This is a genomic window from Sphingobium yanoikuyae (assembly GCF_034424525.1).
In the GTDB taxonomy this organism is placed as follows: Bacteria; Pseudomonadota; Alphaproteobacteria; order Sphingomonadales; family Sphingomonadaceae; genus Sphingobium; species Sphingobium yanoikuyae.
The window spans coordinates 981,240-1,005,164 of sequence record NZ_CP139979.1; the positions used below are offsets into that span (position 1 = coordinate 981,240).

General features: G+C 62.9%; 9 protein-coding genes. 6 read left to right on the plus strand and 3 right to left on the minus strand.

Going from position 1 to position 23,925, the window contains the following annotated elements:
* Window positions 1-231: 231 nt before the first annotated feature.
* From U0025_RS04590 to U0025_RS04600, 3 genes are read left to right on the plus strand one after another with little or no spacing between them, the layout of a single operon-like run.
* On the plus strand, window positions 232-13,305 hold the full coding sequence (locus tag U0025_RS04590; RefSeq protein ID WP_004211578.1) for a filamentous haemagglutinin family protein: 13,074 nt from the start codon (window positions 232-234) through the stop codon (window positions 13,303-13,305).
* Window positions 13,306-13,352: 47 nt separating this feature from the next.
* Window positions 13,353-14,855 carry a Hint domain-containing protein gene (locus U0025_RS04595; protein WP_004211579.1) on the plus strand — a complete coding sequence of 501 codons (1,503 nt, stop codon included), beginning with the start codon at window positions 13,353-13,355 and terminating at the stop codon, window positions 14,853-14,855.
* A 59-nt stretch (window positions 14,856-14,914) separates the two neighbouring features.
* Window positions 14,915-16,768, plus strand: coding sequence for a tetratricopeptide repeat-containing sulfotransferase family protein (locus tag U0025_RS04600; RefSeq protein ID WP_157225217.1), 1,854 nt, complete (start codon window positions 14,915-14,917; stop codon window positions 16,766-16,768).
* A gap of 82 nt (window positions 16,769-16,850) precedes the next feature.
* Here the strand turns inward: U0025_RS04600 and U0025_RS04605 are convergent, their stop codons facing one another.
* Both U0025_RS04605 and U0025_RS04610 read right to left on the minus strand, forming a co-directional pair.
* On the minus strand, window positions 16,851-17,087 hold the full coding sequence (locus U0025_RS04605; RefSeq protein ID WP_004211584.1) for a hypothetical protein: 237 nt from the start codon (window positions 17,085-17,087) through the stop codon (window positions 16,851-16,853).
* A gap of 52 nt (window positions 17,088-17,139) precedes the next feature.
* Window positions 17,140-17,436 carry a hypothetical protein gene (locus tag U0025_RS04610; protein ID WP_004211587.1) on the minus strand — a complete coding sequence of 99 codons (297 nt, stop codon included), beginning with the start codon at window positions 17,434-17,436 and terminating at the stop codon, window positions 17,140-17,142.
* Between the two features lie 529 nt (window positions 17,437-17,965).
* Between U0025_RS04610 and U0025_RS04615 the strand changes: the two genes are divergently transcribed.
* Window positions 17,966-18,493, plus strand: coding sequence for a hypothetical protein (locus U0025_RS04615; protein WP_157225218.1), 528 nt, complete (start codon window positions 17,966-17,968; stop codon window positions 18,491-18,493).
* 224 nt (window positions 18,494-18,717) lie between these two features.
* On the opposite strand, the gene U0025_RS04620 is transcribed toward U0025_RS04615, so the two are convergent.
* Window positions 18,718-20,427: a substrate-binding domain-containing protein gene (locus U0025_RS04620; RefSeq protein ID WP_004211589.1), complete on the minus strand. Its 1,710-nt coding sequence runs from the start codon at window positions 20,425-20,427 to the stop codon at window positions 18,718-18,720.
* Window positions 20,428-20,955: 528 nt separating this feature from the next.
* On the opposite strand from U0025_RS04620, the gene U0025_RS04625 reads away from it, so the two are divergent.
* Both U0025_RS04625 and U0025_RS04630 read left to right on the plus strand, forming a co-directional pair.
* Window positions 20,956-22,707 carry a GspE/PulE family protein gene (locus tag U0025_RS04625; protein ID WP_004211590.1) on the plus strand — a complete coding sequence of 584 codons (1,752 nt, stop codon included), beginning with the start codon at window positions 20,956-20,958 and terminating at the stop codon, window positions 22,705-22,707.
* Window positions 22,707-23,918: a type II secretion system F family protein gene (locus U0025_RS04630; protein ID WP_004211601.1), complete on the plus strand. Its 1,212-nt coding sequence runs from the start codon at window positions 22,707-22,709 to the stop codon at window positions 23,916-23,918. The genes U0025_RS04625 and U0025_RS04630 overlap by 1 nt, the downstream gene beginning before the upstream one ends.
* Window positions 23,919-23,925 lie beyond the last annotated feature (7 nt).

Sequence of the window (23,925 nt, forward strand, 5' to 3'; positions counted from 1 at the left end):
AGGTTCAGCCTTGGCCGTGCTCGCCGGCGCCTCTCAACGCGTGGGCACGGCGGCGTCGCCGGGTCGTTCCGGCGGCGCCATTAAGGGGAGGGGGGATCACCGCTTCAATTTTGCAAGCGTAACAAACGAAAGCCGTCTCTCGCATTCTGAGATCAAGGTGCGCCGAGGCCTTCGTTTTCGCCGAATTTTTCCTTCTCAGCTGTTCGGCCTCCTGCCGATCGGAGCCTTCTCATGATGTCTGGTGCTTCCTTCTCCTCGCCCGCGCGCCGTCGTTTCCTCCTGCTCGGAGCAAGCTTCGTTGCGCTTGCGACCGGGGGACTTCCGACTGTTGCCACCGCTCAGACGTTGGGCGCTGCCATCGGCGGCCAAGTGCAGCCGCGTCCAGCCCCGAACCAGACAGGCGGCGTGCCGGTCCGTTCGGGCACGATGCAAGGCGCACTGCAGCGTCAGCAAAGTACTCAAGGCCGCGTCGATCAAATTCGCTCTTACATTGCCTCCATCAAGGCAGCGGTCGACCGCGGCCCGGTGGTGGATGGACTGGATCGAAATGGTCTCGATCCCACCGATGCGATCCGGGAAGCGATCGCGGCGACACGTGCGGGCAACACGCGGCGCGCCAGTGAACTGCTTATCAGCGCCGGGGCGCAATATGACATCACCGGCCTAAAGACGTGGCAGGGTGCTGGGCTGCCATCGCAGACGACTGGCGCCGACGGCCATGTCACGGTGACGATCGACCAGAACCAGGAGCGGGCTCTGCTGTCCTGGAACCGGTTTGATATCGGCAAAAACACGACGCTGCAGTTCAATCAGAAGTCTAACGGGACCGCGCAGCCCGGCTGGGTTGCGGTCAACCGGGTCACCAATAGCACTGATCCCTCGCTGATCCTCGGCAACCTCAAGGCGGACGGCACCGTCGTGGTGCTCAACCACGCCGGCATCATCTTCGGCAAGGGCTCACAGGTTAACACACACTCCCTGCTCGCCTCCACGCTCGAGCTGGGCAACGCGGCGAAGTTCGTCCCTGGGGTCGACGGCACCCGGTTGGTCGAGCCTACGACGATCGCCGAGCGCAACGCCGCCTATCTGCAACTCGGTCTCTTCACGCCCGCCAATGGCACCACCGGCGGCATCTCGGTCTCGCCCCTCCTTGTGTCGGGCGTGACGGAGGGAGATGGCACCCGGTTTTCCGCTGAACGCGAAGGCGGCATTACTGTCGATGCCGGTGCACGCATCAGCGGTGGCGCCGGCGGCTTCATCATGCTCACCGCGCCCAACATCGAGAATGCCGGAACGCTAAGGGCGATCGATGGGCAGGTCAGTCTGCAGGCGGGACGCGCCGTCAACTACGCACAGTCGACCGGCGCCGACAGCGGCCTTGATCCTTATGTGCGCGGTTATATGCTCAACAGCTATGCCTATACAGGGCAAGCCGATGGCACGATCGTCAACAATGGCCTGATCGAATCGCAGCGCGGCTACATCTCGCTCGGGGCCGGCGCAGAGGGGGCCATCACCCAGAATGGATTGCTGTCGGCGACCACGAGCGTTGCGCGCAACGGCAAGATTTCGCTCACCGCCGGTCAGATCGCTTTAGGCGGCAGCGCGAATGCGGCGGCGGCGGGCGCCTTGGTCATCACGCCCGATGACAATGGCGAGACGATCCCGCAGGGGACCGCGAATGAGCCTGCCGGGTTCAAGCAATCGCAGATCGAGATCGGCACCCAGGTTCTCACGGCAAGCCAGAAGCTTGGAGCCTTGCTGGCCACCAACTTCACCATGGGCGAGAACGCGCTGATCCATGCACCTGGAGCCGATGTCGCGATCGGCGTGCTGAAAGTGACCTCACCCGTCGGTGATAACGCGCTGCTCCTTGCCAACCCTGGGCGCATTGACATTGCGCGGGGGGCGCTCATCGACGTGTCGGGGCTGAAGGATGTCAAGCTTGATGCGTCGCGCAACTCGATTGAGATCGCTCCGGTCAAGCGTGGCGAGCTGCGCGACACCCCTAACTATCGCGAGGTCGAGGTTGACGGCAACTTCTCGCTCAACGGCAAGACGATCTTCATCGACCCGCGCCTGTCGGGTGTGCGCGAGGACGGCGTCGCCTGGGTGGGCTCGCCGCTGATCGAAGCCGGGAGCATCGCAGGCCAGATCCCCACGACGGCGTCAGAGTTCATGACTAAAGGCGGTTCGGTCACACTGACGACCAGCAGTCCGATCGACTTCACCAATATCACCATTGACAACGCGCCGAGCGTGCATGTCGCCAACGGCGCGGCGATCGACATGTCGGGCGGATGGGTCAGTTATGCCGCGGGCGCGATCAAGGCCACCAAGCTGGTTACCGCTGACGGCCGCATCGTCGATATCGCCCGCGCCAATCCGAACGATATCTATGTCGATGTCATCACCAGCACTACCGAGGTGCGCCAGCCGCGCATTGGCATGCTGCGAAGCTGGCAGCTCGGCGCCGGCCAACGCCAGCGTAGCGATGTCGCCTATGACGAAGGCCGCGACGCTGGCGCGCTGATAATCAGCGGTGCGGCCGTGACCGTTGAGGGCACTGTTCACGCCAATGCCTTTGCAGGCGCGCGACAGATCGCTGGTGGCGGCAAGCCGAGCCAGATGCCGGCCTCATTAGGCAGGTCGCTGCAGGCGAGCCCTTATGAACTGCCTTCAGGCGGTGCGCTGTCGATTTCATCACTCGGCGATGTCCTGGTCTATCATGGCACGCGCGAAACGGTGGAAGCCAACCGTGCCGAACTTCTGCTGTCCGACGCGATGCTCAACGCCGCGGGGCTATCCGAGCTTTCGCTCACCGCTGCGGGCATGGTGACGTTTGCCGGGCTCAATCCGGTCACGCTGCAGACGCCCGACGCGCTTCGCATCACCGGGGTATCGGATCTGACGCTCACGCCGGGTGGGATTCTTTCGGTCGAAGCCGGTCGCACCATCCGGTTCGACGGGAATGTCACTGTGGCATCAGGAACTATTGCGTCCCGAACAGAGCTGTCGGGGCAAATGCTGAACGACCTCTTTGTGGGCTTGAATCCCACTGTCAGCAACGGCTCGGCCTTCCGCAAAGGCCTATATGGCGACGGCAATGGCGACGATATCAGCAGCAATTATCTCTATGCTGCTGACCCCGGCGCCCTGAATCCGTTCGATGTTGTCGTAACTGGCAAGCTTTCGACGGCGGGCCAGTGGGTCAATGATTATCAGAGTTCCGGCGCGGCGCTCGGCGGCGCATATCGCAATGGCGGTAATATCAGCCTGACTGTCGCACCCAACGTCTTCGTCGCGATTGGCGACAGTCTGGCAACGGCAACACAGGCGGCGGATCTGTCGGGCAGCATTCGTGTTTCTGGCACGCTGGATGTCACCTCCGGAGGCTATGTCACCCCCACCGGCAGCCTGGTGCTCGACGGCAAAGGCGGCAATGTATCGTTGGTCAATCAAACCACCTACGCATCGCCCCATCTGACCGATAGCGGCATACTTTTCAATGAACCGCGTGGCTTGTCTTTGTGGCCAGTCGGCGGCGCGCCAACCCAGTCGGTTGAGTTCACCCCTATTCCAGGGGTTGCGAACAGTAGGGCGGCGGTCCTGCCCAGCCTGGTTCCCGACACCCAGCGCTCGACTGTCGACATTGCGAACGCGTCGATCCTGGGATTCGGGTTCGCTGGCGGTGGGCAGTTCTCGCTGGTAGCGCCTAATATCAGCTTCGGTTCTGACAACCGGGCCGGAAGTACGCATATCGGCTTCGACTTCTTCGAGAAGACTGGCTTCGGCACGCTGGATGTCTCCAGCTACCGCTCGCGCATCGTCGACGACCTTTTCGCGAATGACCGGGTGGCGAAGTCTGCGTTCCTGGAGACGACGCGCTTCGTCGTCCAGAACGGCGAGACCCTCGATCTCACCCAGTGGGTGCTGCCGACGCTGCTGAGTGCCGACCAGAGCAAGGCACTACGCGGTCTCGGCACCGGCTCCAGCCTGCTCGCACAATCCTTCCTCGGGCCGACCACCAATGTCGCGTTTTGGGATCGCAAGGCGGCGCACCTGGTGCTTGGCGGTCTGACCGAACTCGACGTCATGGCGGGCGGCACGGTCACGGGAGCGCCTGAAGCCTCGATCATGATCGGCAAGCTCTACAATGCCGGCTCCATCACCCTGCACGGCGGCTCGATTGTCCAGCGTAACGATCTGGTCGACAGCCTGATCGTCGGCGGCCTTGGCGTGCGCGATCTATCGGATACCTTGGGTGGAGCGATCGACAGTCAGGGCAGGTTCCTCGAAAGTGCGGAGAATGCGGCAGGGCTCACCGATCCAACCAATCGTGGTCGACTTTTGACGAATGCGGAACTGGTTTCGAAGGACGGTGCCGATCGGTTGATCCATTTCCTGGGGCTGGTCGACACGGCTGATGGCATCGTGCTCGCTGCTGGGAGCAAGACTGACCTCTCCGGTATCGCGATCACCAATCCCCGCGCCTCGATTATCGGCGGCCGGCAACTCTTGACCGGACGTGTAGTCGACGGTGGTTCCGTTCGACTTGAGGCTTCCCACGAGGTGGGACGACTGGTTGGTCCGGGTCAACGCGATGTCGCGATGTCGGGTCGAGCGCTGGTGCGGGAAGACGGATCGGCACTCGATATCAGCGGCGCCAGCGCGACCTTCGAGATGGCCGGCAGTCTCGGCGTGATCACCCCCTGGCTCGGATGGAGCAAGGCGGGAATGATCTCGGTGCTGGCCGGTGGCACCCTCGGCACGACCCCGATCAACGCTTATGGCGGGGTGGATCAGGCGGAAGGTGGCACCCTCGAATGGCTGGATCCCACGATCGGGACCGGGAATGCTGCGAGAGATTATCTTACCACCAGCCTTATTTCCGGGAGCGGCTTCGACACGCTGATCGCACGCAAGGGCCTGACCCTTGACGGTTCCTTCGATCTGGCGTTGCGCAAGGCGCTCATCGTCACCTCGCAGGATCCGCTTGTAGCAAGCAACCCCTATGTGGCGGACGCGGCGGTGTCGATCGGAGCGACGGCCGGAACGGATGCGACCCTGCGCGCCGGCTATGTGCGGCTGGCAAGTCGGTGGGGAAGAACCCCGGACGTTGCGGGCCTCGAAGGTGACGGCAATGTCCGACTGATTGCTGGCGGCCAGGGCATCGACGTCGCCGGAGCCATTGGCTTCGAGCGATCCATAGCCTCGCTCACCTTCGCGACACCCGGCGATATGCGCCTGACCGGGGTGGACTGGGGACAGGCACCGGGACGCCCTACCTATGACGGTGCTCTCGTCGCAGCCGCAGACATACTGATCGACGCCCGCCGAACTTATGCGACGACCGGCACCGGCAATTTGCAGGGCATGCTTGAAGGCGCGCTGACAAGCGTTTCCGGCGGCTACTCGCAACGACCGTTCGATATCGCAGCGCTTGACGACCATCGGATCACCTTCGGGAACAGCTTCCTCGATCCAAAAGCGCCTGCTCCACTTTCCGCAGGCACGCATCTTCGCGTCCTGGCGCACGAGATTGTGCAAAACGGCTATATCGCTGCGCCGCTGGGCCTGCTCGAGTTCGGCAGCACCACACCGACCCGGATCGGCGTCGGCGGATCGCTGGTATCGACCCCTACTGAGAAGCTGACTTTCAGCGCGAGCAGCGTGACCTCGGTGTCGGGCGCGGGATTGACCGTTCCCTACGGCACGACCACGGACGGTGTGGAATATTACTTCCCGACTGTTGGCACGCCGCTGACGAAACTTCCTGTCGGAGAGTTGGTGCTGTCTGCGGGTTCGATCGTGCAGGCCAAAGGTGCCCTGATTGACGGCCGCGGCGGCGGCGATGTCTACGCTTACGAGTTCCAGTCGGGTGTGGGCGGTTCACGCGACGTGCTCGACCGCTTCAACCGCGATGCGTTCAGCGCCAATGGCTATGACGCGGTCACCGGGACCGGCTACCAGTTCGCCGATCAGCGCCAGGTCTACGCGCTGGTGCCAGTCGCGGATGCCGGCAAGATCGCGCCCTACGACCCGATCTACTCGGCCGACTATGCCGATCTCCATGGGGCGCAGGCGGGCAAGACGGTCACGCTTGATGGGGGCCACGGCATCGCTGGCGGCGAATACCTGCTTGTCCCCGCAAAGTACGCGATGGCGATCCCCGGGGCGCTGCGCCTGGTCGAGAATACAGGCTCGGCCGCGCCCTTGCCGGGCACGAGTACCCAACTCCTCGATGGCAGCGTCGTGGTCGGCGGCACCTACGCCTTTGCCGGAACGGGGATCTCTGAGTCGACCCGCCACAGCTTCACGGTGCAGACGAAGGAAGTCTTCACCAAATATTCGAGCATCAAGACCACGAGCGGCTCGGACTATCTGACGGGCCGCGATCCCGATGGGCGTCCGCGCCTGCCGCTCGACGCGGCTCGCGTCGTGCTCGCGCCCTTGAGCGAACTGAAGCTGGCGGGTGCGTTCGATCTCCGCGCCGGCGAAGGCGGCCAGGCGGGTCAGATCGATATCCTCGGCTCGAACATCCTGATCGCCGCCGAAGGTGTGGAAGCCGCGGACGGTGTTTTGCTGATCGCGGACACCACGCTGGCGAAGCTCAATGCGCCGAGCCTAGTGGTCGGCGGCCGCCGCAGCGATAATGCCGATGGCACCACGACGGTCACGGCTTCGGCCACTAACCTGACGGTCGCCGGCGACGCGCACCTCTCTGCTGGCGAGCTGCTGCTCGCGGTCGGAGGCACCGGCTCCGTGCTCGCGATCGAAGACGGAGCAAGCCTTGCCGCTACCGGCGATCCCGCGATCAAGACCGGCGCTGATTACAAGGCATCCGGCGCCGGATCAATCCTGCGGCTCGCCAATGGTGCGGAGCGCCTTGTTGCGCGCACGGGCACCGGCGACAGCGCGATCGCGATCGGGGCTGCGACGTTGAGCGGTGAAGCCCTGGCTCTCGACACCAGCGGCCGGTTCGTGGTCGCCGACGGCGCCAACTTCAACGCGAAATATGCGGCGATCTCGGGCGCGGACATCCACTTCGCCGGCAGCGCTGACGCTTCGGGCGAAGCCGGCGTGATCGGCACGGTCCTTGCGGCCAAGCTCGGCGCGGCCGAGCGGCTGACGGTGCGCTCGCCGGGCTCGATCCGGTTCGCGGCCGGCACGCACAGGTTCAACGACCTGGTGCTCGACACCGCCAGCCTTGCGGCTGACGCACAGGCTGCCGCCGGTTCGGCCGTGCGGATCGAAGCGGGCAACGTCCGTCTCGCCAACAACGGCAATGCCGCCGACGGCTGCGCGACCAGCGCGCTCTGCGGCAGCGCGGGAAGCCTCAGCCTTGGCGCCAAAACGATCAGTCTCGCCAACAATACGGTGCGCGCGTCCGGCTTTGCCGATGGTGTGACATTGGCGGCTTCGGATGGCCTCTATGTCGAGGGCAAGGGCAGCTTCGATGTCGGCAGCGCGGCGCTGACGCTCAACACGCCGTTCATCGCTGAACGGACTGCCGCCGCCGATCCGCGCAACCAGACCGTGCGCCCGGATTACACCTTCCTCACCAGCGGTGCCGTGGCGATCAGCGCGACCGGGGCGAACCCCGAAGCCAAGATCGAGGGCAATGCGGCGCCCGGTGCGCGCATAGCGTTCGGGACAATCGACGATCGGGTGCAGACGGTGTGGATCAGCGGCTCCACGATCCGCGCGACCGCCGGCATTATCGATGTGCAGTCGGAAGGCAATATCAGCCTTGTGGGCGCTACCCTGTCGGTACCGGGCTACGAGAAGACCTTCGGCGACGAGGTCGATCCGGTCACGGTCTCGGCGGGCGGCGGTACGCTCAACCTGTTCAGCGCCAACGGCAGCATCGCCACCGATGCAGGCTCGGCGCTGATTACCGACACTGGCAAGGGCAACGCCGGCACCTTGAACCTGCTTGCCGGCAACGGCAGCGTCACCCTGCTCGCCGCGCTCAACCCCGGCCTCGCCATCGACCCCGACGCCGAAGCAACGGATGGCGCACCGGCCAAAGCCGCGCTGCGGCAGGGCTCGTTCACCCTCGACAGCGGCACCGGCAGCTTCGACTTCGGTGGGTTCGTCGAGAGCTATGGCACCCAGTTCGGTGGAGACGTCTGGGTCCGCACCGGCGCGGGTAGCCTCGACCTCGCTGAGGGCCGGAGCCTCAAGGCGCAGTCGGTCACGCTGACCGCCGATGGCGGATCGATCACTATCGCCGGCACGCTCGACACCTCGGGCGTCGATGTCACCGGCATGGCGGCCGATGCCGCGCGCAACGCGGCCGTCAACGGCGGCGATATCGCGCTCTGGGGCCAGAACGGCGTGACGCTCGCCTCGACCGCAAAGCTCGACACGCACACCACCGGCTATGCCGATACCGACAGCCGGCCCGCCAAGGCCGGCGACGTCACGATCGGCATCGGATCGGAAAGCGCTACGCTCACCATCGCCAGTGGCGCGACCATTGATGTCGGTGCGCGGCGCACCCAGGCTGAGCCGGGTGTCGGCCGGATGATCCCGCAGGTGATCACCGATCCCGCCACCGGCAGCCCGGTCACCATCTATCGCTACGCCGAGCCCGATCAGGGCGGCACTGTGACGTTCCGCGCTCCGGTGATCGGCAGCAACCGCGACAAGGTGGCTCTGAGTCAACGCGGGACTATCCTTGGCGCGGATAGCGTGCAGCTGGAAGCGTTCCAGCGCTACGACCTCGAAGCGATGGCCGACAGCGGCCTCTATAGCGGCATCACCCGCGGGTATGACGGCGCGATCCGGCTCGACTTCGGGGCGACCGGCGCTAACCCGTTCACCACCGACATGGCGCTCGCCGACGGCAGGAGCTCGCTGGTCCGGTTCATCCAGACGTTCGACGTCTCGACGGTCGATGGTTCGAGCCTTGACGGCATGCGCCTGCGTCCCGGGGTCGAGCTGGCCTCGACCGGCAGCATCGAGACCGCCAGCCAGTGGAACCTCGCCGCCGCCAGCTTCTCGCCCGCGCAGTTGCAAGCGGCGGTCGATGCCGGCGTCCTCGAATTGATCCCCGAGATCAGCACCGGCAGCGAACCACGCTACAAGGTCGTGCCCGGTAAGGAAGGCCAGCTCCTCGATCGCTTTGCGACGTTCCTGTACCGCACTGACGGTGGCTCGGCTCGCGGTGAAGCGCCGGTGGTCACCCTGCGTGCGGGCAACGACCTCACGATCAACCGCTCGATCTCGGACGGGTTCTTCACGTTCCGTGACAAGTCCGATGTCGACTACATCAACTGGCAGCTTGGCGGCGGGGATCGCACCTGGCAGCCGGCGCTCCAGTTCTCCTGCGGTGGCGCGAGCGGCTCCTGTAGCAATATTGCTTCCTATGGCACCGGTGCCAATCCCGGTGCATCCAGCACGCTGACGATTTCGCTCACCACGGCTGCCACTCAGGGTGATCAATATATCGGAGCCGCCAATATCAACTCGCCACTGTCGCTGGCCGGCAACGGCGCAGATGCTGGCGGTGAAAGCCGCAACGCGCTTGGTTTCGCTGAGCTCTTTTCGCTGCTCGACGGCGATGTGGCCATGCACTCGTCGGACATTCGGCTTGTCGCGGGTACAGGCAACACGCTCTCGGCCAATCCGCTGGTCGTCGACCGGGCGCTCAATGCCGACGTCACGCTCCAGGGCGAATACAGCTATCGCATCACCGCGACCGGAACGGTCGCCTATGACGGGCCGCTGCAATTCCGCCTGCAACGCGCCGCCAACGATCCGTCGAAGATCAGCTTCGATATCGGCGATACGCTCGATCTCACCGATACCACGGCTGACCTCAACCTCCTGCGCGACGACGCCTATACCCAGCTCAATTGGGGAAGCACGGCAGGTCTCGGCGCGGACACACGCGCTGCGGCACGGCTTTTCTTTGAGGGTAAGGGCTATAGCTTTGTCGGCAATGCAACCAACCCAACGGGGATCATCGCGCCGCTAAGCGAAGTCATTGCGTTTCTGCAGAGCTTCGAGCCCACCTATCAGGCAGGCCTCGCGAGCGGGCGCACCGGCTATAGCGTCAATCGGACCCCGCCGATCATCCGCTACGGCAACGCCAACCAGCAGACCACGCCGAACGCGCCGAACCAGGCCTTCGTTCGTACCGTAGTCCGCAGCGGCGATGGCAATATTGCGATGGCCGCGTCGCGCGACATCGATCTGCGGGGCGGGGAGCAGGTGGTCTATCGCCGTGCTGACGGCACCCAAGTTTCGGCGCCAAGCTATTTTGGCGGCTCGACGGATGCGGTGCAGTTCGCTTCCGCGGCGATCTACACGGCCGGCGTTCGGGTCGCGCCGTCGGATGTTCGTGGGCGTATTGTCGGCACAGATCAGATTGTGTCGCTCACACCTGACAGCACTTACCTGTCGCCTATTGCCGACGCGGTGGATTTCATCCCTTCGCCCAAGGGCATTTCAGGGAACATGCCGGTGCTGGCCCATGGCGGCGGCGATGTGTCCCTTGATGCCGGGCGTGATGTGCTCGGCCGACGTGACGAATGGACTCAGCTCACCGGGACGGTGGGGCAAGGCTACTCGGGAGGTGAGCTTGGCGCAACAAGCACGGATGCCTTCGGAACCGCAGGGCTCCAATCCACCCAGCCGTGGAGGACCGGGACTATTGGTGACGATACCGAAATCGGTCTCGCATACGGCTATTTCCGTTCCGGCGTAGGGGGACTTGCTGGCGGCGATGTCAGCGTGACAGCGGGACGTGACGTTTCTGAACTGACCGTCGTTCTCGGTTCGACCGCGACAACGACGCTTTCCGACGCCGGCAAGACCATGCTGACCTTCGGCGGTGGCGATCTCTCGCTGGCGGTCGGGAGGGATATTCTGGCTGGCACGGCGGACATCGCGGCCGGAAGTGCGGAAATCCATGCAGGCCGTGACATTGCGGCCCGAGGACGTGAGCCCATCGCGGCGGAGACACCACAATATCTACGGGTGCGCCTCGCTGACGCGGTGGTCGACATTTCGGCGGGAGGATCGGCAATTCTCGCCAGCGTTTCCGCGCTGGGTCTGGATCAGTCCCAGGGATCCGGAGGCTTCTATTCTCCTGCGGCTGCGTTCTCGCTGTCGACCGTCGAAACCGCGCGGATCGCACAGACCGCCGGCCTCGGCGATCCCAAGGACTTCGGACAATTTCCGTCAGCGAGGTCGGAGTTCGGCCGCGAAATCGACTTCTCGCAAATTCTCCCGCCAAGCATGGCGCTCACGTCTCTCGCGGCGAGCGTCGAACTACCCCAGAACAGCCCCCAGATCCTTTATCCGTCCGCGGTCGGGCAATTGCGGATATTGAGCGCGGATAGCATCAAGGGCCTCGTCATCGGCATGGATGATAGCGACCCCGGGCAGGTCGGCGGCGGTTTCTCGAGCGGTCAACGCTTTTTCCAGTTGCCGGGCGTGACCCCTATGACCACCGATGTTGAGCTCCGGCTGCAGCATAATCAGCGCATCACTCATGCCGGAGACGCTCAGCCGGTGCGCATCCATACCGACGGTAGCATCGACCGCGGCGCGATCTTCCTGCCCAAGCAGGCGCGCATCACCGCGGGCGGCGACATCGTTGACCTGTTCTTCCAAGGCCAGAATTTGGCGGCGGGTGACACGACCCGCATCCGCGCCGAGGGCGATGTTATGGGAACGATCGGCAGTGACGGTAGCTTCAGCTATGTCCAATCCAACAACTTTATCCTCGGTGGGCCTGGCGCCTTCATCGTCGAGGCGGGCGGCGATATCGGGCCTTTCGTTTCATCGGTCCGGGCGGGCGGTGCGGATAGCGCTGGCGGGATCCGCACGATCGGCAACGACTACAACCCTTGGCTTTCGGATGAAGGGGCAAGCGTCAGCGTACGCTTCGGTATCAAGGGCGGTGCCGACTATGCAGCGCTCCGCGAGACCTATCTCAACCCCGAGAATTTCGCGAAGCTCGACGGTGACCTGTTCGAGCAGGTCACCGACAGTTTTGGCAACCGCAAGCCTGACCGGACGAAGCCGATCTATGCGCCGATGCTCGCCGACTGGCTGCGCGATAATGACCCGGCGGCGTTCACTGAAATCTTCGGTACGAGCTCGCCGTCGGGCGAGGCGCTTGCTAGCGCGGCCTACGGAAAGACGAGAGAGCTCTATGCCGCATTCACCGACATTGATCTTCTGCGCCAGCAGCACTTCCTGATCGACACGCTCTATTTCAACGAACTGTCGCAGCCCGCCAGGACAGAAAGCCCGTCCTACCTGCAATATGTCCGCGGTTACCGGGCAGTGAACACACTCTTCTCGCCGGAGCGTGGCTATACCGACAATCTCGCGCCCTACACGACTGATCCCTCCACAATCAGCGAGGATCGGCCGCTTGGCGTGCCGGTGCGCGCCATCGTTGATGGAAAGCCGCTGAAGGCCAAACGTGTTCTCACGGGCAATATGGATTTGCGTCTGTCCACCATCCAGACCGCGCGGGGCGGCACAGTCAGCATCCTTGGCCCAGGCGGCGACCTGATCGCTGGGTCGGTTGTGCGCACCTCCGAGCAGTCATCGCGGCGCTTGACAGCATTCACGCGTCCGGGATCCGGCGCCTCAGTCCACGAAACATTCGAAGGCGGCAATCTGTCACCGATTTCTACCCGCTTTGACGCTATTCCGCTTGGTTACGAAGGGGTGCTTACGCTTCGAGGCGGCCGGATCAACAGCTTCACCGATGGCGATGTCATCTTGAACCAGAGCCGCGTCTTCTCGCAGCAGTCCGGCAACATCACCATGTGGTCCTCGAATGGCGATCTCGCCGCCGGACAGGGGCCCAAGAGCGCCTCGAATTTCCCTCCAATCACCCTCCGCTTCGATCAGAACGGCTTGGCCGAGGTGAACAGTGCGGGCAGTGTTGCGGGAGCGGGAATCGGCGCGTTCCAGCGTAGGCCGGACGATTTGCCATCGGATGTATATCTGATCGCGCCGGTGGGCCTGGTCGATGCGGGAGACGCTGGTGTGCGAGCGTCCGGGCGGATCGCCGTGGCGGCGGCGCAGGTGGTCAATGCCGACAATTTCAAGGCGGCGGGTGCCATCAGCGGCGTTCCCACAACAACGGCCCAGGTGACCGTGACGACGCCGCAGGATGCTGCCTCGGCCATCGCAGCTCAGGCCGCCCAGGCCGCCAACACCAACAACCAACGTGATCAGCGCTCGCTGATCACGGTAGATGTGCTGGGACCCGCCAGCGACGGACGCTGCGATCCCAATACGCCCGGCGATCCCGATTGTAGATAACTGGAAGATACCGACACCCATAGTCTGATATCTATTGGAGATTTAAAATGGCAGGCAATCCTTTTAATATTGACGCTCTCAATGCGATTAACTTGGGCAATGATGAAATTGCGCGAGTTATCATCGGTTCTGTCAGTGGAGGGTCGAGTGTTAATCCCCTGGGTCTCTGGGACGATGAAATTCCCCCTCCTGGAGTGATATCGGTACTAAGTAATGAATATGTCGCTGGGCATCTCGGCGAGCCAAACGAATATGGCTACCAGAACTACTATCTTCCGAATTTTGGAAAGTTGCAGTTCGAAGGTGTGGTTGACGGTGATGGAAATCCTATCGATTTTTGGGTCTATGGATTTTCTGAGAATGGGCTGTTGCTTTCAGACCATGAGAATATTAACAGTCCAACGACGGGCGGAGATTTTACATCACCTAGCGGACCTCCGAATATCTTCGTGTTCGGCTCATATGGCGTCAGTTCGGATGCCCCTGGGGTTGGCGATGCCGATGATGTAATCATCGGTTTGAATGCCACCACATTCGAAAAAGACCCGAGCATCTTTAATATTCCGGAAGAGCCTGTCGTATGTTTCGCAGAGGCTACCAGCCTCGATACGCCGGATGGCTGTGTGGCCGTCGAGGAACTGCATATTGGCGACATGGTGCTCACGGCTTCAAATGAAATCCGCACGATCAAGTGGATCGGTGAACTGCTCGCCCGCCCGGCGCGCCATCCGCGTCCGAACGAGGTCAACCCGGTCCGCATCTGCGCCGGCGCCTTTGGTTCCGGCCTGCCGGAGCGCGATCTGCGCCTCTCTCCCGGCCATGCCGTCTATGTCGACGGCGTGCTGGTTCCGGTCAGCCATCTCATCAACGGCGCGACCATCGTTCAGGAAGCTGTCGAGAGCGTGCGCTATTTCCATATCGAGCTTGACAGCCACGATGTGATCCTCGCCGAGGGCCTGCCCTGCGAGACCTATCTCGACGACGGCAATCGGCGTTCGTTCGTCAACAATGGCGAGAGCATCGAACTGCACGGCCGCCTCGATCCCAAGAGCTGGGACGATGCCTGTGCGCCGATGGTGATGGACGGCCCCCAACTGACCACGATCCAGCAGCGTCTGTTTGCGCGTGCGGAAGAGCTGGGCTGGATGCGCAGCGAAGTCGCCGACCTGGTGATCGAGGCCGATGGCGTCACGATCCTGCCCGAGCAGGAGGGTAGCTTCCGCTTCCAGGTGCCCGCCGCTGAACGTGTGGTGCTGCGCTCGGCCAGCGGGGTGCTCGCGCATGTCATGCCGGGCATGGCCGATCGCCGCTGCCTTGGTGTCGCCATCTCGGCGCTGAGGACCGACGGTGAGGCGGTCGCCCTCGATGCCGATCTGTTTGGCGCCGGCTTCCATGCCGCCGAGAGCCACGGCAACACGGCCTGGCGCTGGAGCGATGGCGCAGGCGTGATCGAGCTTGCAGGCCGCGGCGCCTGCACGATCGATATCGAACTCGCCATGGTCGCGCCCACGTGGCGGCGCGAAGCCGCCACCCTGCGCGTCGCGGCCTGACCTGTTATCCGGTCCGGGCCTGTGCGGGTCCGGACCGGCTCTCCTTGGAAAGCGCCGCCTTGCTCGATACGATCGATACGACTGTAGTTCCCGATGCCGTCGTCACGGCCGCCGAAGCGTGTTCCTGCGGCTCGGGGTTGTTGCGCATGCACTGCTGCGGGATCGATCCCCGGCAGGTGGTCCGCGAACTGCCCGAGGACGAGACGGACAAGGCGGATAGGCTGGAAGCGGCACGCAAGCGGCACGACCGCGAGGGCGTGCGTGCAGCCGTGCTCGCGATCCTGGCCCTCGCTCCGGGCCACAAGGAGGCTTTGCAGGCGCTCTTCGATCTGCTGCAGAAGGACGAGAACTGGGATGCGGCCGGCGCGGTGGTCGACCGGCTCGCGCGCATCCATCTCAACGATCCCGTCGCCCGCATGATCGCCGCGCAGTATTTTCTGGCCCGCCACGACATGCTGCGCGCGCAGTTCCACGCCCGGATCATGGTGAGGCTCGCGCCGGAGGCGCTGATCTCGCACATGATCATGGGGCGGGCCTTCCTCACCTCGAACAATGGTAAGGCGGCCGAGCATCACTTCCGGATCGCACTGAATCTGCCGGTGCCGCGCGGACCCGATGTGCCGCGCCGCGATATCGAGGCCAGTCTTGCGGTGGCGCTACGCGACCAGGGCCGGATCGACGAGGCGCGCGCGCTGTTCGGGACGCTTGCGGACGGCACCAGCGATCCAAACCTGCTACTGGCATGGGCCAAGCTCGAGGAATCTGACCGCAAGTTCGAGGCGGCGTTAGCTTTACTAGATCGGGCCGAGGCGATGGCGCCGGGCCATCCGCAGCTGCCGATCGCGCGCGCGACGCTGTTCCACCGCACCCGTGACAATGACCGGGCCCTCGCCCTGCTCGACGCAGGCGAGGCTGGTTCCTCGGGCGGTTTGCAGGAGAAAGGGCAGATCCTCGACAGCATGGGCCGCTACGATGAGGCGTTCGCGACATTCGCCGCGTTCAAGGCCCGACAGACCGAAGTGACGGGACATGGCTATCAGGTCGACCGCGCTGCACGGTTGGTCAATGATCTCCGAGAGTTCTTCACCGAGGGACGCTCGCGGCTGCTGCCGCGCGCGAGCGTGCGCGACGATCATCCGCAGCCGATCTTCATCATCGGCTTCCCGCGCTCGGGCACGACGCTGGTCGAACAGACGCTTAGCGCGCATCCCGACATCGCTGCCGGCGACGAACTGCCGATCATCCACCAGCTTGCCGACCGCGCCCAGAGCTTGCTCGGCAGTCTGCTCACCTATCCCAAGGCGCTCTCCGAAATGTGGCTTGGCGACCGCGCCGGCCAGGTCGACAGCTTGCGCGACCTTTATCTCAACGAGGCAGTGCGGTTCGGCGCGGTCGATCCGGCCAAGCGCTGGTTCACCGACAAGATGCCGCTCAACGAGACGCACCTCGGGCTGATCCACATCCTGTTCCCCCGCTCGCCGATCGTGCATCTGGTGCGGCACCCGCTCGACGTCGTGCTGTCGGTGTTCTCGAACGGCTTGACCCACGGGTTCCACTGCGCCTATGCGCTGGAGTCAGCAGCGACGCATTACGCCCTGATTGCCGATCTCATCGCCGATTACCGCGCAGCGCTGCCGCTGAACTATCTTCCCGTGCGCTACGAGGATCTGGTCGCCGAGCAGGAGAACCAGGTGCGCGGCCTGCTTGCGTTCATCGGGGCGCCGTTCGATCCGGCTACGCTCGCGTTTCATGAGAACGCCCGCTACGCCCGTACCGCGAGCTACGCCCAGGTTACCGAGCCGCTCTACACCCGCTCGGTTCACCGCTACCGCAACTACCTCCGGCACATCGAGCCGGTAATTCCGATACTCATGCCGGCGATTGAGCAGCTGGGATACAAGATTGAAGAATGACGGCTTTTTGATCCCCTCGAAAAGAATGGAGCGGACCCCGAACGTTTGCAGCGTCGGGGAACCGTGGTCAACGATCATTGGCTTACATGCCCGGAGTGCCAGACAAGGTGCCGACATTGCAATGATCAGCGCTGATCGTCTGCGCCGCTTCGATCCAGAGATCTAGGTCGCCGAGGCGCTGTCCACTGTTCATCTCGTTGGAATTGACCAGGAAGGTCTGGATGATGGCGCGTTTCCATGCGTCAGACACTGCGGCGATGTTCGACTTCGCGAGTACGCCGATGGTAGGATTGGTGAACACAGTGGTCGGTGTCCCCATATTGTATCCGAGCAATTTGACGATGTGCGGCTGGTTGGACGCCTTGTAGCAGCTATTTCAGCAGCACCTGCGCGGTGCCGGTGATCGGATAGCCAGCAGACGGACTTGCTAGGCCGGAAAGCGGGGTCGGATAGAGCGCGTCATACCAGGCGAACGGATTATCGCGAGTAGCGGCGAGTTTCACGCCGCCGGTCGGACTCCGAACTAGCCGTGTGTCGGCAAGCTGGAACGCGCCTGTGCCGGTCGATTGCGGCGGCAAGATGCCGGTGAAGGCGTTCGCGGCTTCCGCCGCGCTCGGCAGGAGAAAGGTCGTGGTGGCCGATGGCCGCGATAGGGCGGCGGTGAACACCTTGGGCGACGCGCCCTTCGCATTGGCGATATAATCGGATCCATATATCCGATCTTGCCGTTCACTCTATAGGCGCTCATGCCGATGTCAGGGTTGGCTGCGATCGCCGCGCCGACGCCAGCGCTGCCGTCCCCCAGCAGGAACAGGCCTGTGCCGTTGCCCACCGCCGCTGGCTGCGACGGAACGCCGCCGCTAACGGATTGGATGGACCCGGTCGTTCTGTTGAAATACTGATTGCCGACCGCGTTCGTCGAACTAGCGAAGCCTGCCCCTCCTGGCCGGTAAGGCGTATCTATCCGGACGTCGGTAAAATCGGGAGCGGTTCCCAGCGTAGGATCGCACGGCAAGGCTTCGGCATCGTTCGTGATGCGGCTACCGCCGGGGCACTGCGCGGCAAGAGCGCGGGTGAAGATGTCCGTCGCGCCCGATTTGTCGAGGCGACCGAAGAGGTGGATCGGAACTCCGGAAGCAGTTGCCGTCGGCAGGATTCCCAGCACACACCGCCGTTGAGCATGGTCAACAACGCGTCGTGCCAGTTCCTGATCCCGACATTAGAAATGCCGCAATAGGCCAGCCGGCTCAGACGCAAGCCCCCGACGACCTTGGCCAGACCTGGGGTGGCGTCGAGAAGCGACTGCGGAGTCTGGACATTGAACCGGTATTCGATCCCATTCACGGAGTTCTCGGCATAGACCGGGTTAAAGGCGATCGCGATGGGCAGCACGAACTGCGGGATGACGACAGCGCTTCCACCAAACTATTTGACGTTCTTGTTGTAGGCGAGAATGTCGCTCAGCGTTACGGACGATTCCGAAAATGCAAACTGGACAATGTGCCAACCGCTGAACGGACTGCCGAATGCGCCGAGTTGGGGCGTCGTATTGCGCCAGGCTTTCTTGCCGGTACCAGAGGTGGCCGGGAGAAAATTGCGTCGAAGAGCGGCTCGTTCATCTTCATCCAGTCGATCAGATCGACAATGTCATTTGCGGAGGAAGTGGCGTCGGTGCCCTGGAGAGCTAAGGCGCCATCTTTAGGACCGGGTGCGGGAGTAGTCTGAGCTAAAGCGGCAAAGACGAGCCACATGCTGGCAACGCTAGCTAAAGGATTGCATGACCGGCAAGCTTCATCGTTTCTCTCCTGCGGCCGGGCCGTCTAGAACCTGCCGACCGATTGTGACGCCGAAAGCTGTGCAATCGCGAGGCCTTGCTCCGCGAAACGTCTTTTCAGAAAAGCAGCCCCGGATTTCTCCGGGGCTGCCAAGTGCGTATTGTTCAAAGTGGATCAGTTGCCGGTAACGTTGCAGTGGTCCTTGCCGCTGGTGGCCGCCGATTCAATCCACAGATCGAGATCGCCCAAGCGCTGGCTGCTGTTCGTCTCGTTCGAATTGACCAGGAAGGTCTGGATGACGGCGCGTTTCCATTCGTCAGACACCGCGGCGATATTGGACTTCGCAAGAAGGCCGGTCGTCGTATTGGTGAAGGCGTCCGTCGGGGTGCCGTAGTTATAGCCCAGCCACTGGACGATATGCGGGAAGTTGTTCGTCTTGTAGCAGGTATTCAGCAGAGCCTGCGTGGTACCCGTGACCGGATAGCCAGCAGTCGGGGCTGCCAGGTTTGCGCCACCGACATAGAGGACGTCATACCAGGCAAGAGGGTTGTTGCGGCGGGCCTGAATATCCGCGCCGCCGGCCGGATTGCGGACCAGCCGCGTGTCAGCCACCTGGAATGCGCCGTTCGTGGCCGATTGCGGCGGCAAGATGCCGATGAAGGCGTTGGTGGCGTTCGCCGCGCTCGGCAGGAGGAAGGTCGAGGTGGCAGACGGCCGCGACAGGGCCGCGGAGTACACCTTGGGCGACGCGCCCTTGGCATTGGCGATGAAGTCGGCACCGATATAACCGAGCTTGCCGTTCACCCTGTAGGTGCTGGTCCCGATGTCCGGATCTGCTTCGATCGCCTTGCTCACGGTACCACTGCCATCGGCCAGCAGGAACAGGCCCGTACCATCGCCCGTCGCGGAGGTCGGCTGCGAAACAACGCCGCCGCTCACCGAGAGGATTGAAAGGCTTGTCTTGTCGAAATATTGGTTGCCCACCGAGTTGGTTGTCCCGGCGAAACCCGTACCGCCTGGCTTGTACGGGCTGTCGGAGCGAACTGTCGTGAAGTTCGGCGCGGTGCTGACGGGATTGAACGCGAGCGCTTCGGCATTGGTCGTAATGCGGCTGCCGCTGGGGCATTGGGCTGCCAGCGCGCGAGTGAAGATGTCGGTCGTGCCCGACTTGTCGAGGCGGCCAACGAGGCGGATCGGAACGCCCTGCGTAGAACTGTTGTCTACCGTACCCCAGTTCGGGTCGGCCGGATCCTTGAGCGATACGCCGCCGTTGAGGGTCGTAAGCGTACTGTTGTTCCAGTTCTTGATCGTGCCGTTAAAAATGCCGCAATAGGCGGCGCGGCTCAGGCGGAGGCCGCCGACGACCTTGGGCAGGCCAGTGACTGCGTCGGGGAGTGACTGCGGCGACTGGACGTTGAAGCGGTATTCGACCCCTGACGTCGGGTTCTTGGCATAGACCGGGTTATAGGCGAATGCCACCGGCAGTACGAACTTCGGCACCTGAATGCCGTTGCCGGCAAAGGGCTTCACATTCACATTGTAGAGGTCGAGGTCGCTTGTCGATGTGCCGGCGGTGATCGACGAGTCCGAAAAAGCGAACTGGACGGTGTTCCAGGTCGGCTGGGCGACCACCTGCGGGGTATTGCTGCGCCAAGCCGCCTTGCCGTTGCCGGAACCGGTGGGCACATAGGTCGCTGCAAAATCGGCGGCGAGCGGCGGCTTGCTGTTGAATTCATCGTTCAGGACGTTCGTGACCGAACTGGCGCCGGTGCCATGGAGGGCGTTGTCGCCGTCGTTGGGGCCGGGAGGGGTTGCTGATGCAGCCGAGGCGAGCGCCATGCTGGCGACGGACGCCAGGAAGAGCGCGGAATTGATACGCTTCATTGTATTTCTCCTACATTCGGTTTGAAACAAAAACGTAAAGTCTTCAGCGCGCAGATCATCGTTCACCAATCCGAAGATCGGCGCGCCTGATCCTTGCAAATTCCCGGTCACGCAAAGTCCCGACTGCCACATCGCAAGATATGGCACGGACCCTCGTTCTACACGCAGCGCCAGCAGACATCGTCGCGAGGACTCATATCCACCCGCCGTTACCCGAATATTCGGGTCACACATCCGGCAATAACAATCGGACTATCAAATTTGCCGGATTGCGACTCGATCACTATCCGACAATCAAAATCTATCGAGTCTAAATGACAGTTTTGTTATGATGGGTTTGAACTACAGCAAATCTCATCAGTTTATTCTGTCCATTTCGGTTGGACATTTTAGATACGACGAGATGATAGGAGATTTGATTGCAACTATATTGTAGCAATGCGAGGATATAGCTTATATCCAGTTAGTTCTCTTGGATATTTTTTTCCTTATGCAGGGACTGTCACAGGAGGCATGAGCAGGGGTAGCATGTTCCGCGTGTCAAATATTGCACGATCCTGGCATAAAGTTCGGGAAGCGCCGATAACGGACGAGGATGGCCCGGTTGCCGCGAATCCCAATGGATTCGAGGAAATGCTACGCGCGCGGGCATTGCTTGCAGACGAGAGCTTGCAGCGCGCGCTCCTCATCCACGCCGAGACCGACGAACGGCTCGATGCCGTCGTTACCCGACTCGGCCTGCTTTCCGAGGACCGAATCGCAGCCGAAATGTCTGCGCATACCGGCCTTCCGGTGATCGAGGGGGCTGCCCTACCTTCATCCGCTGTCGAAGGACCCGGGCTCTCCCTCGATTTCCTGCGCGAAACGCGGGCGATCCCCATCTACGCCGATGAGGCAAAAGTCCGCATCGCTGTAAGCGATCCCTTTGATCCGTTCCCTGAGCAAGCGTTCCAGTTCATGTTCGGGGGAAGGGCGGTCGAACGCCTGATCGCAAGGGCCAGCGACATCGACGCTGCGATCGAGCGGCTCTACCACGGGTCCGCGCAGGCTGCCGAAGAGGGTGAAAGCGAGATCGACAGCGACGATCTCGAGAGGTTGAAAGACCTCGTCAGCGACGCGCCAGTGATCCGCGCCGTCAACCGACTGATCGCGCGCGCGTCGGATGAGCGAGCGTCCGACATACATATAGAGCCGAGCGATGATGGGTTGATCGTTCGATTTCGCGTGGATGGTATGCTGAGGCAGGCGACGAAGCTTCCACTCGCGATGCGGGCCCCGTTGGTCTCACGCATCAAAGTGATGGCGAGCCTCAACATCGCCGAGCGCCGCCTACCACAAGACGGTCGATTGCGTATTTCGGTTCGCGGCCATGAAATCGATCTCCGCGTTGCGACCTCACCGTCTATCCACGGCGAAAGTGTGGTCATGCGCATCCTCGACCGCTCACGCCTTGCACTTGATTTCACCTCACTGGGGTTCGACCCGAAACTCACCGCGAGGATGCGCGAGGCCATCGGCCGCCCGCATGGCATCGTCCTCGTCACCGGGCCGACCGGCAGCGGCAAGACGACCACGCTTTACGCGGCGCTTTCCGAACTCAACGCGGATTACCGCAAGTTGCTCACCGTCGAAGACCCCATCGAATACCGGCTGCCAGGGGTCATCCAGACCCAGGTCAATCCCGCCATCAGCTTCACGTTCAGCACTGCGCTCCGCTCTTTCCTCCGGCAAGACCCCGACGTCATGATGGTGGGCGAGATTCGTGACACGGAAACCGCGCAGATTGCAGTCCAGGCGGCGCTCACCGGGCATATGATCCTCTCCACGCTGCATACCAACACCGCGGCAGGCGCAATCTCCCGCCTTCTGGACATGGGTGTCGAGCCATTTCTCCTCGGATCGGTATTGACCGGCATCCTGGCGCAGCGCCTCGTGCGGCGGCTATGTGTCGAGTGCAGGCGACCTTATGGTCCTGATGACGAGATTCCCCCTGTACTGGCGCCGCTGCTAGGGTCCGTCGAACCAGCCCAATTCTTTCATGCGCATGGATGCGATCGATGCGGCGGCAGCGGCTATTCCGGACGGGTCGCGGTACTGGAGTTCCTTCGCGTCGATGCTGCCATCTCGCGCCTGATTCTGCACAGCGCTGACACTCCCGAGATCCAGGCTGCGGGGGAAGCCGGGGGAATGCGCAGCCTTGTTGCTGATGGCGTTGCCAAGGCGGCGGCAGGCCTCACGACACTTGAAGAAGTGATGCGTGTCGGGAGCGGGGACGGCTGATGGCGACTTACCATTACCGGGCCGTCAAGAGCGACGGTTCGAGCCTTTCAGGCGAGCTCGAAGCCAGCGATCGCCGTGATGCCGCGGCCGCGTTGCGTCGTAATGGCGCCCGCCCACTCGAACTTGTGGTGGTCCCGGCTATGGAGACCGCTAAGCGGACAAAAGCGCGGGGCAAAGGGCGCCAGGCTGCTGCGATCAGTGTCGGTGAACTGGCGGTACTCCTCGAAGCCGGCCTCCAACTCGACCGCGCGCTCTCACTGGCCGTTGAAAACGTCGAGGACAAGGATGTCGCCGTCCATCTGGCCGATATCCTCCGCGATGTACGCGAAGGCGCGCCGCTCTCTCGCGCCATGGCGCAAAAACCGGAACTGTTCTCGCCGACCGCAGTCGCGATGGCGGAAGCGGGCGAGGCGAACGGCCGGCTTGGGGAAGCACTGACACGCTTGGCGAGTGCCCTCGAACAGGAAGCCGAGTTGCGGCGTCTGGTCACCTCATCGATGATCTACCCGATCGCCCTCATCGTGATTGCGGTTGGCGTCGTCCTCCTGATGCTCCTCTTCGTCGTTCCGCAGTTCGAGCGCATGTTCACCAGTACCGCCCAGAAACTCCCGACTGCGACGCTCGTCGTGATGACCGCGAGCCAGATCCTTCGACATTACGGGATCGCCATACTTGCTGTGCTCGGGGGCAGCATCTTCGCCGCTGCCATCGCCTTGCGCCAGCCTGCGGTCCGTCTCGCACGTGATCGCGTCGCCCTACGTTTACCGCAATTGGGTGAGCTCATTCGCCGTATCGAGACCGCCAGGTTCGCTCGTACCTTGGGCGCGCTCATCGAAGGTGAAGTCGGTCTTCCCGCTGCGCTGGCGCTATCGCAGCGCACATTGACCAACCAGGTCCTGGCGGCAGCCATCGGCAAGGTCACCGATGGCGTCAAGGAGGGTGGGGGGCTGACGGCACCACTTGCAGCTTCCGGCGTACTCCCGAAGCTCGCGATCGGCTTCCTGCGCACTGGCGAGGAAACGTCCCAACTCGGCATGATGCTGACCCGCCTCGCCGACGTTCTCGACCGGGACGTCCGCACGCGTCTCGAACGCATCATTGGTATCCTCACACCCGTCATCACGGTCCTGCTCGGCGTGACGGTGGCAAGCATCATCGCCTCCATCATGTCCGCGATTCTCGGATTCAACGACCTTGCGCTGTCTTCATGAAGGGAGA

What these genes read in the sequence shown, in the direction of transcription:
- U0025_RS04590 (WP_004211578.1), top strand. Translation starts at nt 232, where the DNA reads ATGATGTCTGGTGCTTCCTTCTCCTCGCCCGCGCGCCGTCGTTTCCTC.
- U0025_RS04595 (WP_004211579.1), top strand. Translation starts at nt 13,353, where the DNA reads ATGGCAGGCAATCCTTTTAATATTGACGCTCTCAATGCGATTAACTTG.
- U0025_RS04605 (WP_004211584.1), bottom strand. Translation starts at nt 17,087, where the DNA reads ATGGGGACACCGACCACTGTGTTCACCAATCCTACCATCGGCGTACTC.
- U0025_RS04620 (WP_004211589.1), bottom strand. Translation starts at nt 20,427, where the DNA reads ATGAAGCGTATCAATTCCGCGCTCTTCCTGGCGTCCGTCGCCAGCATG.
- U0025_RS04625 (WP_004211590.1), top strand. Translation starts at nt 20,956, where the DNA reads ATGTTCCGCGTGTCAAATATTGCACGATCCTGGCATAAAGTTCGGGAA.
- U0025_RS04630 (WP_004211601.1), top strand. Translation starts at nt 22,707, where the DNA reads ATGGCGACTTACCATTACCGGGCCGTCAAGAGCGACGGTTCGAGCCTT.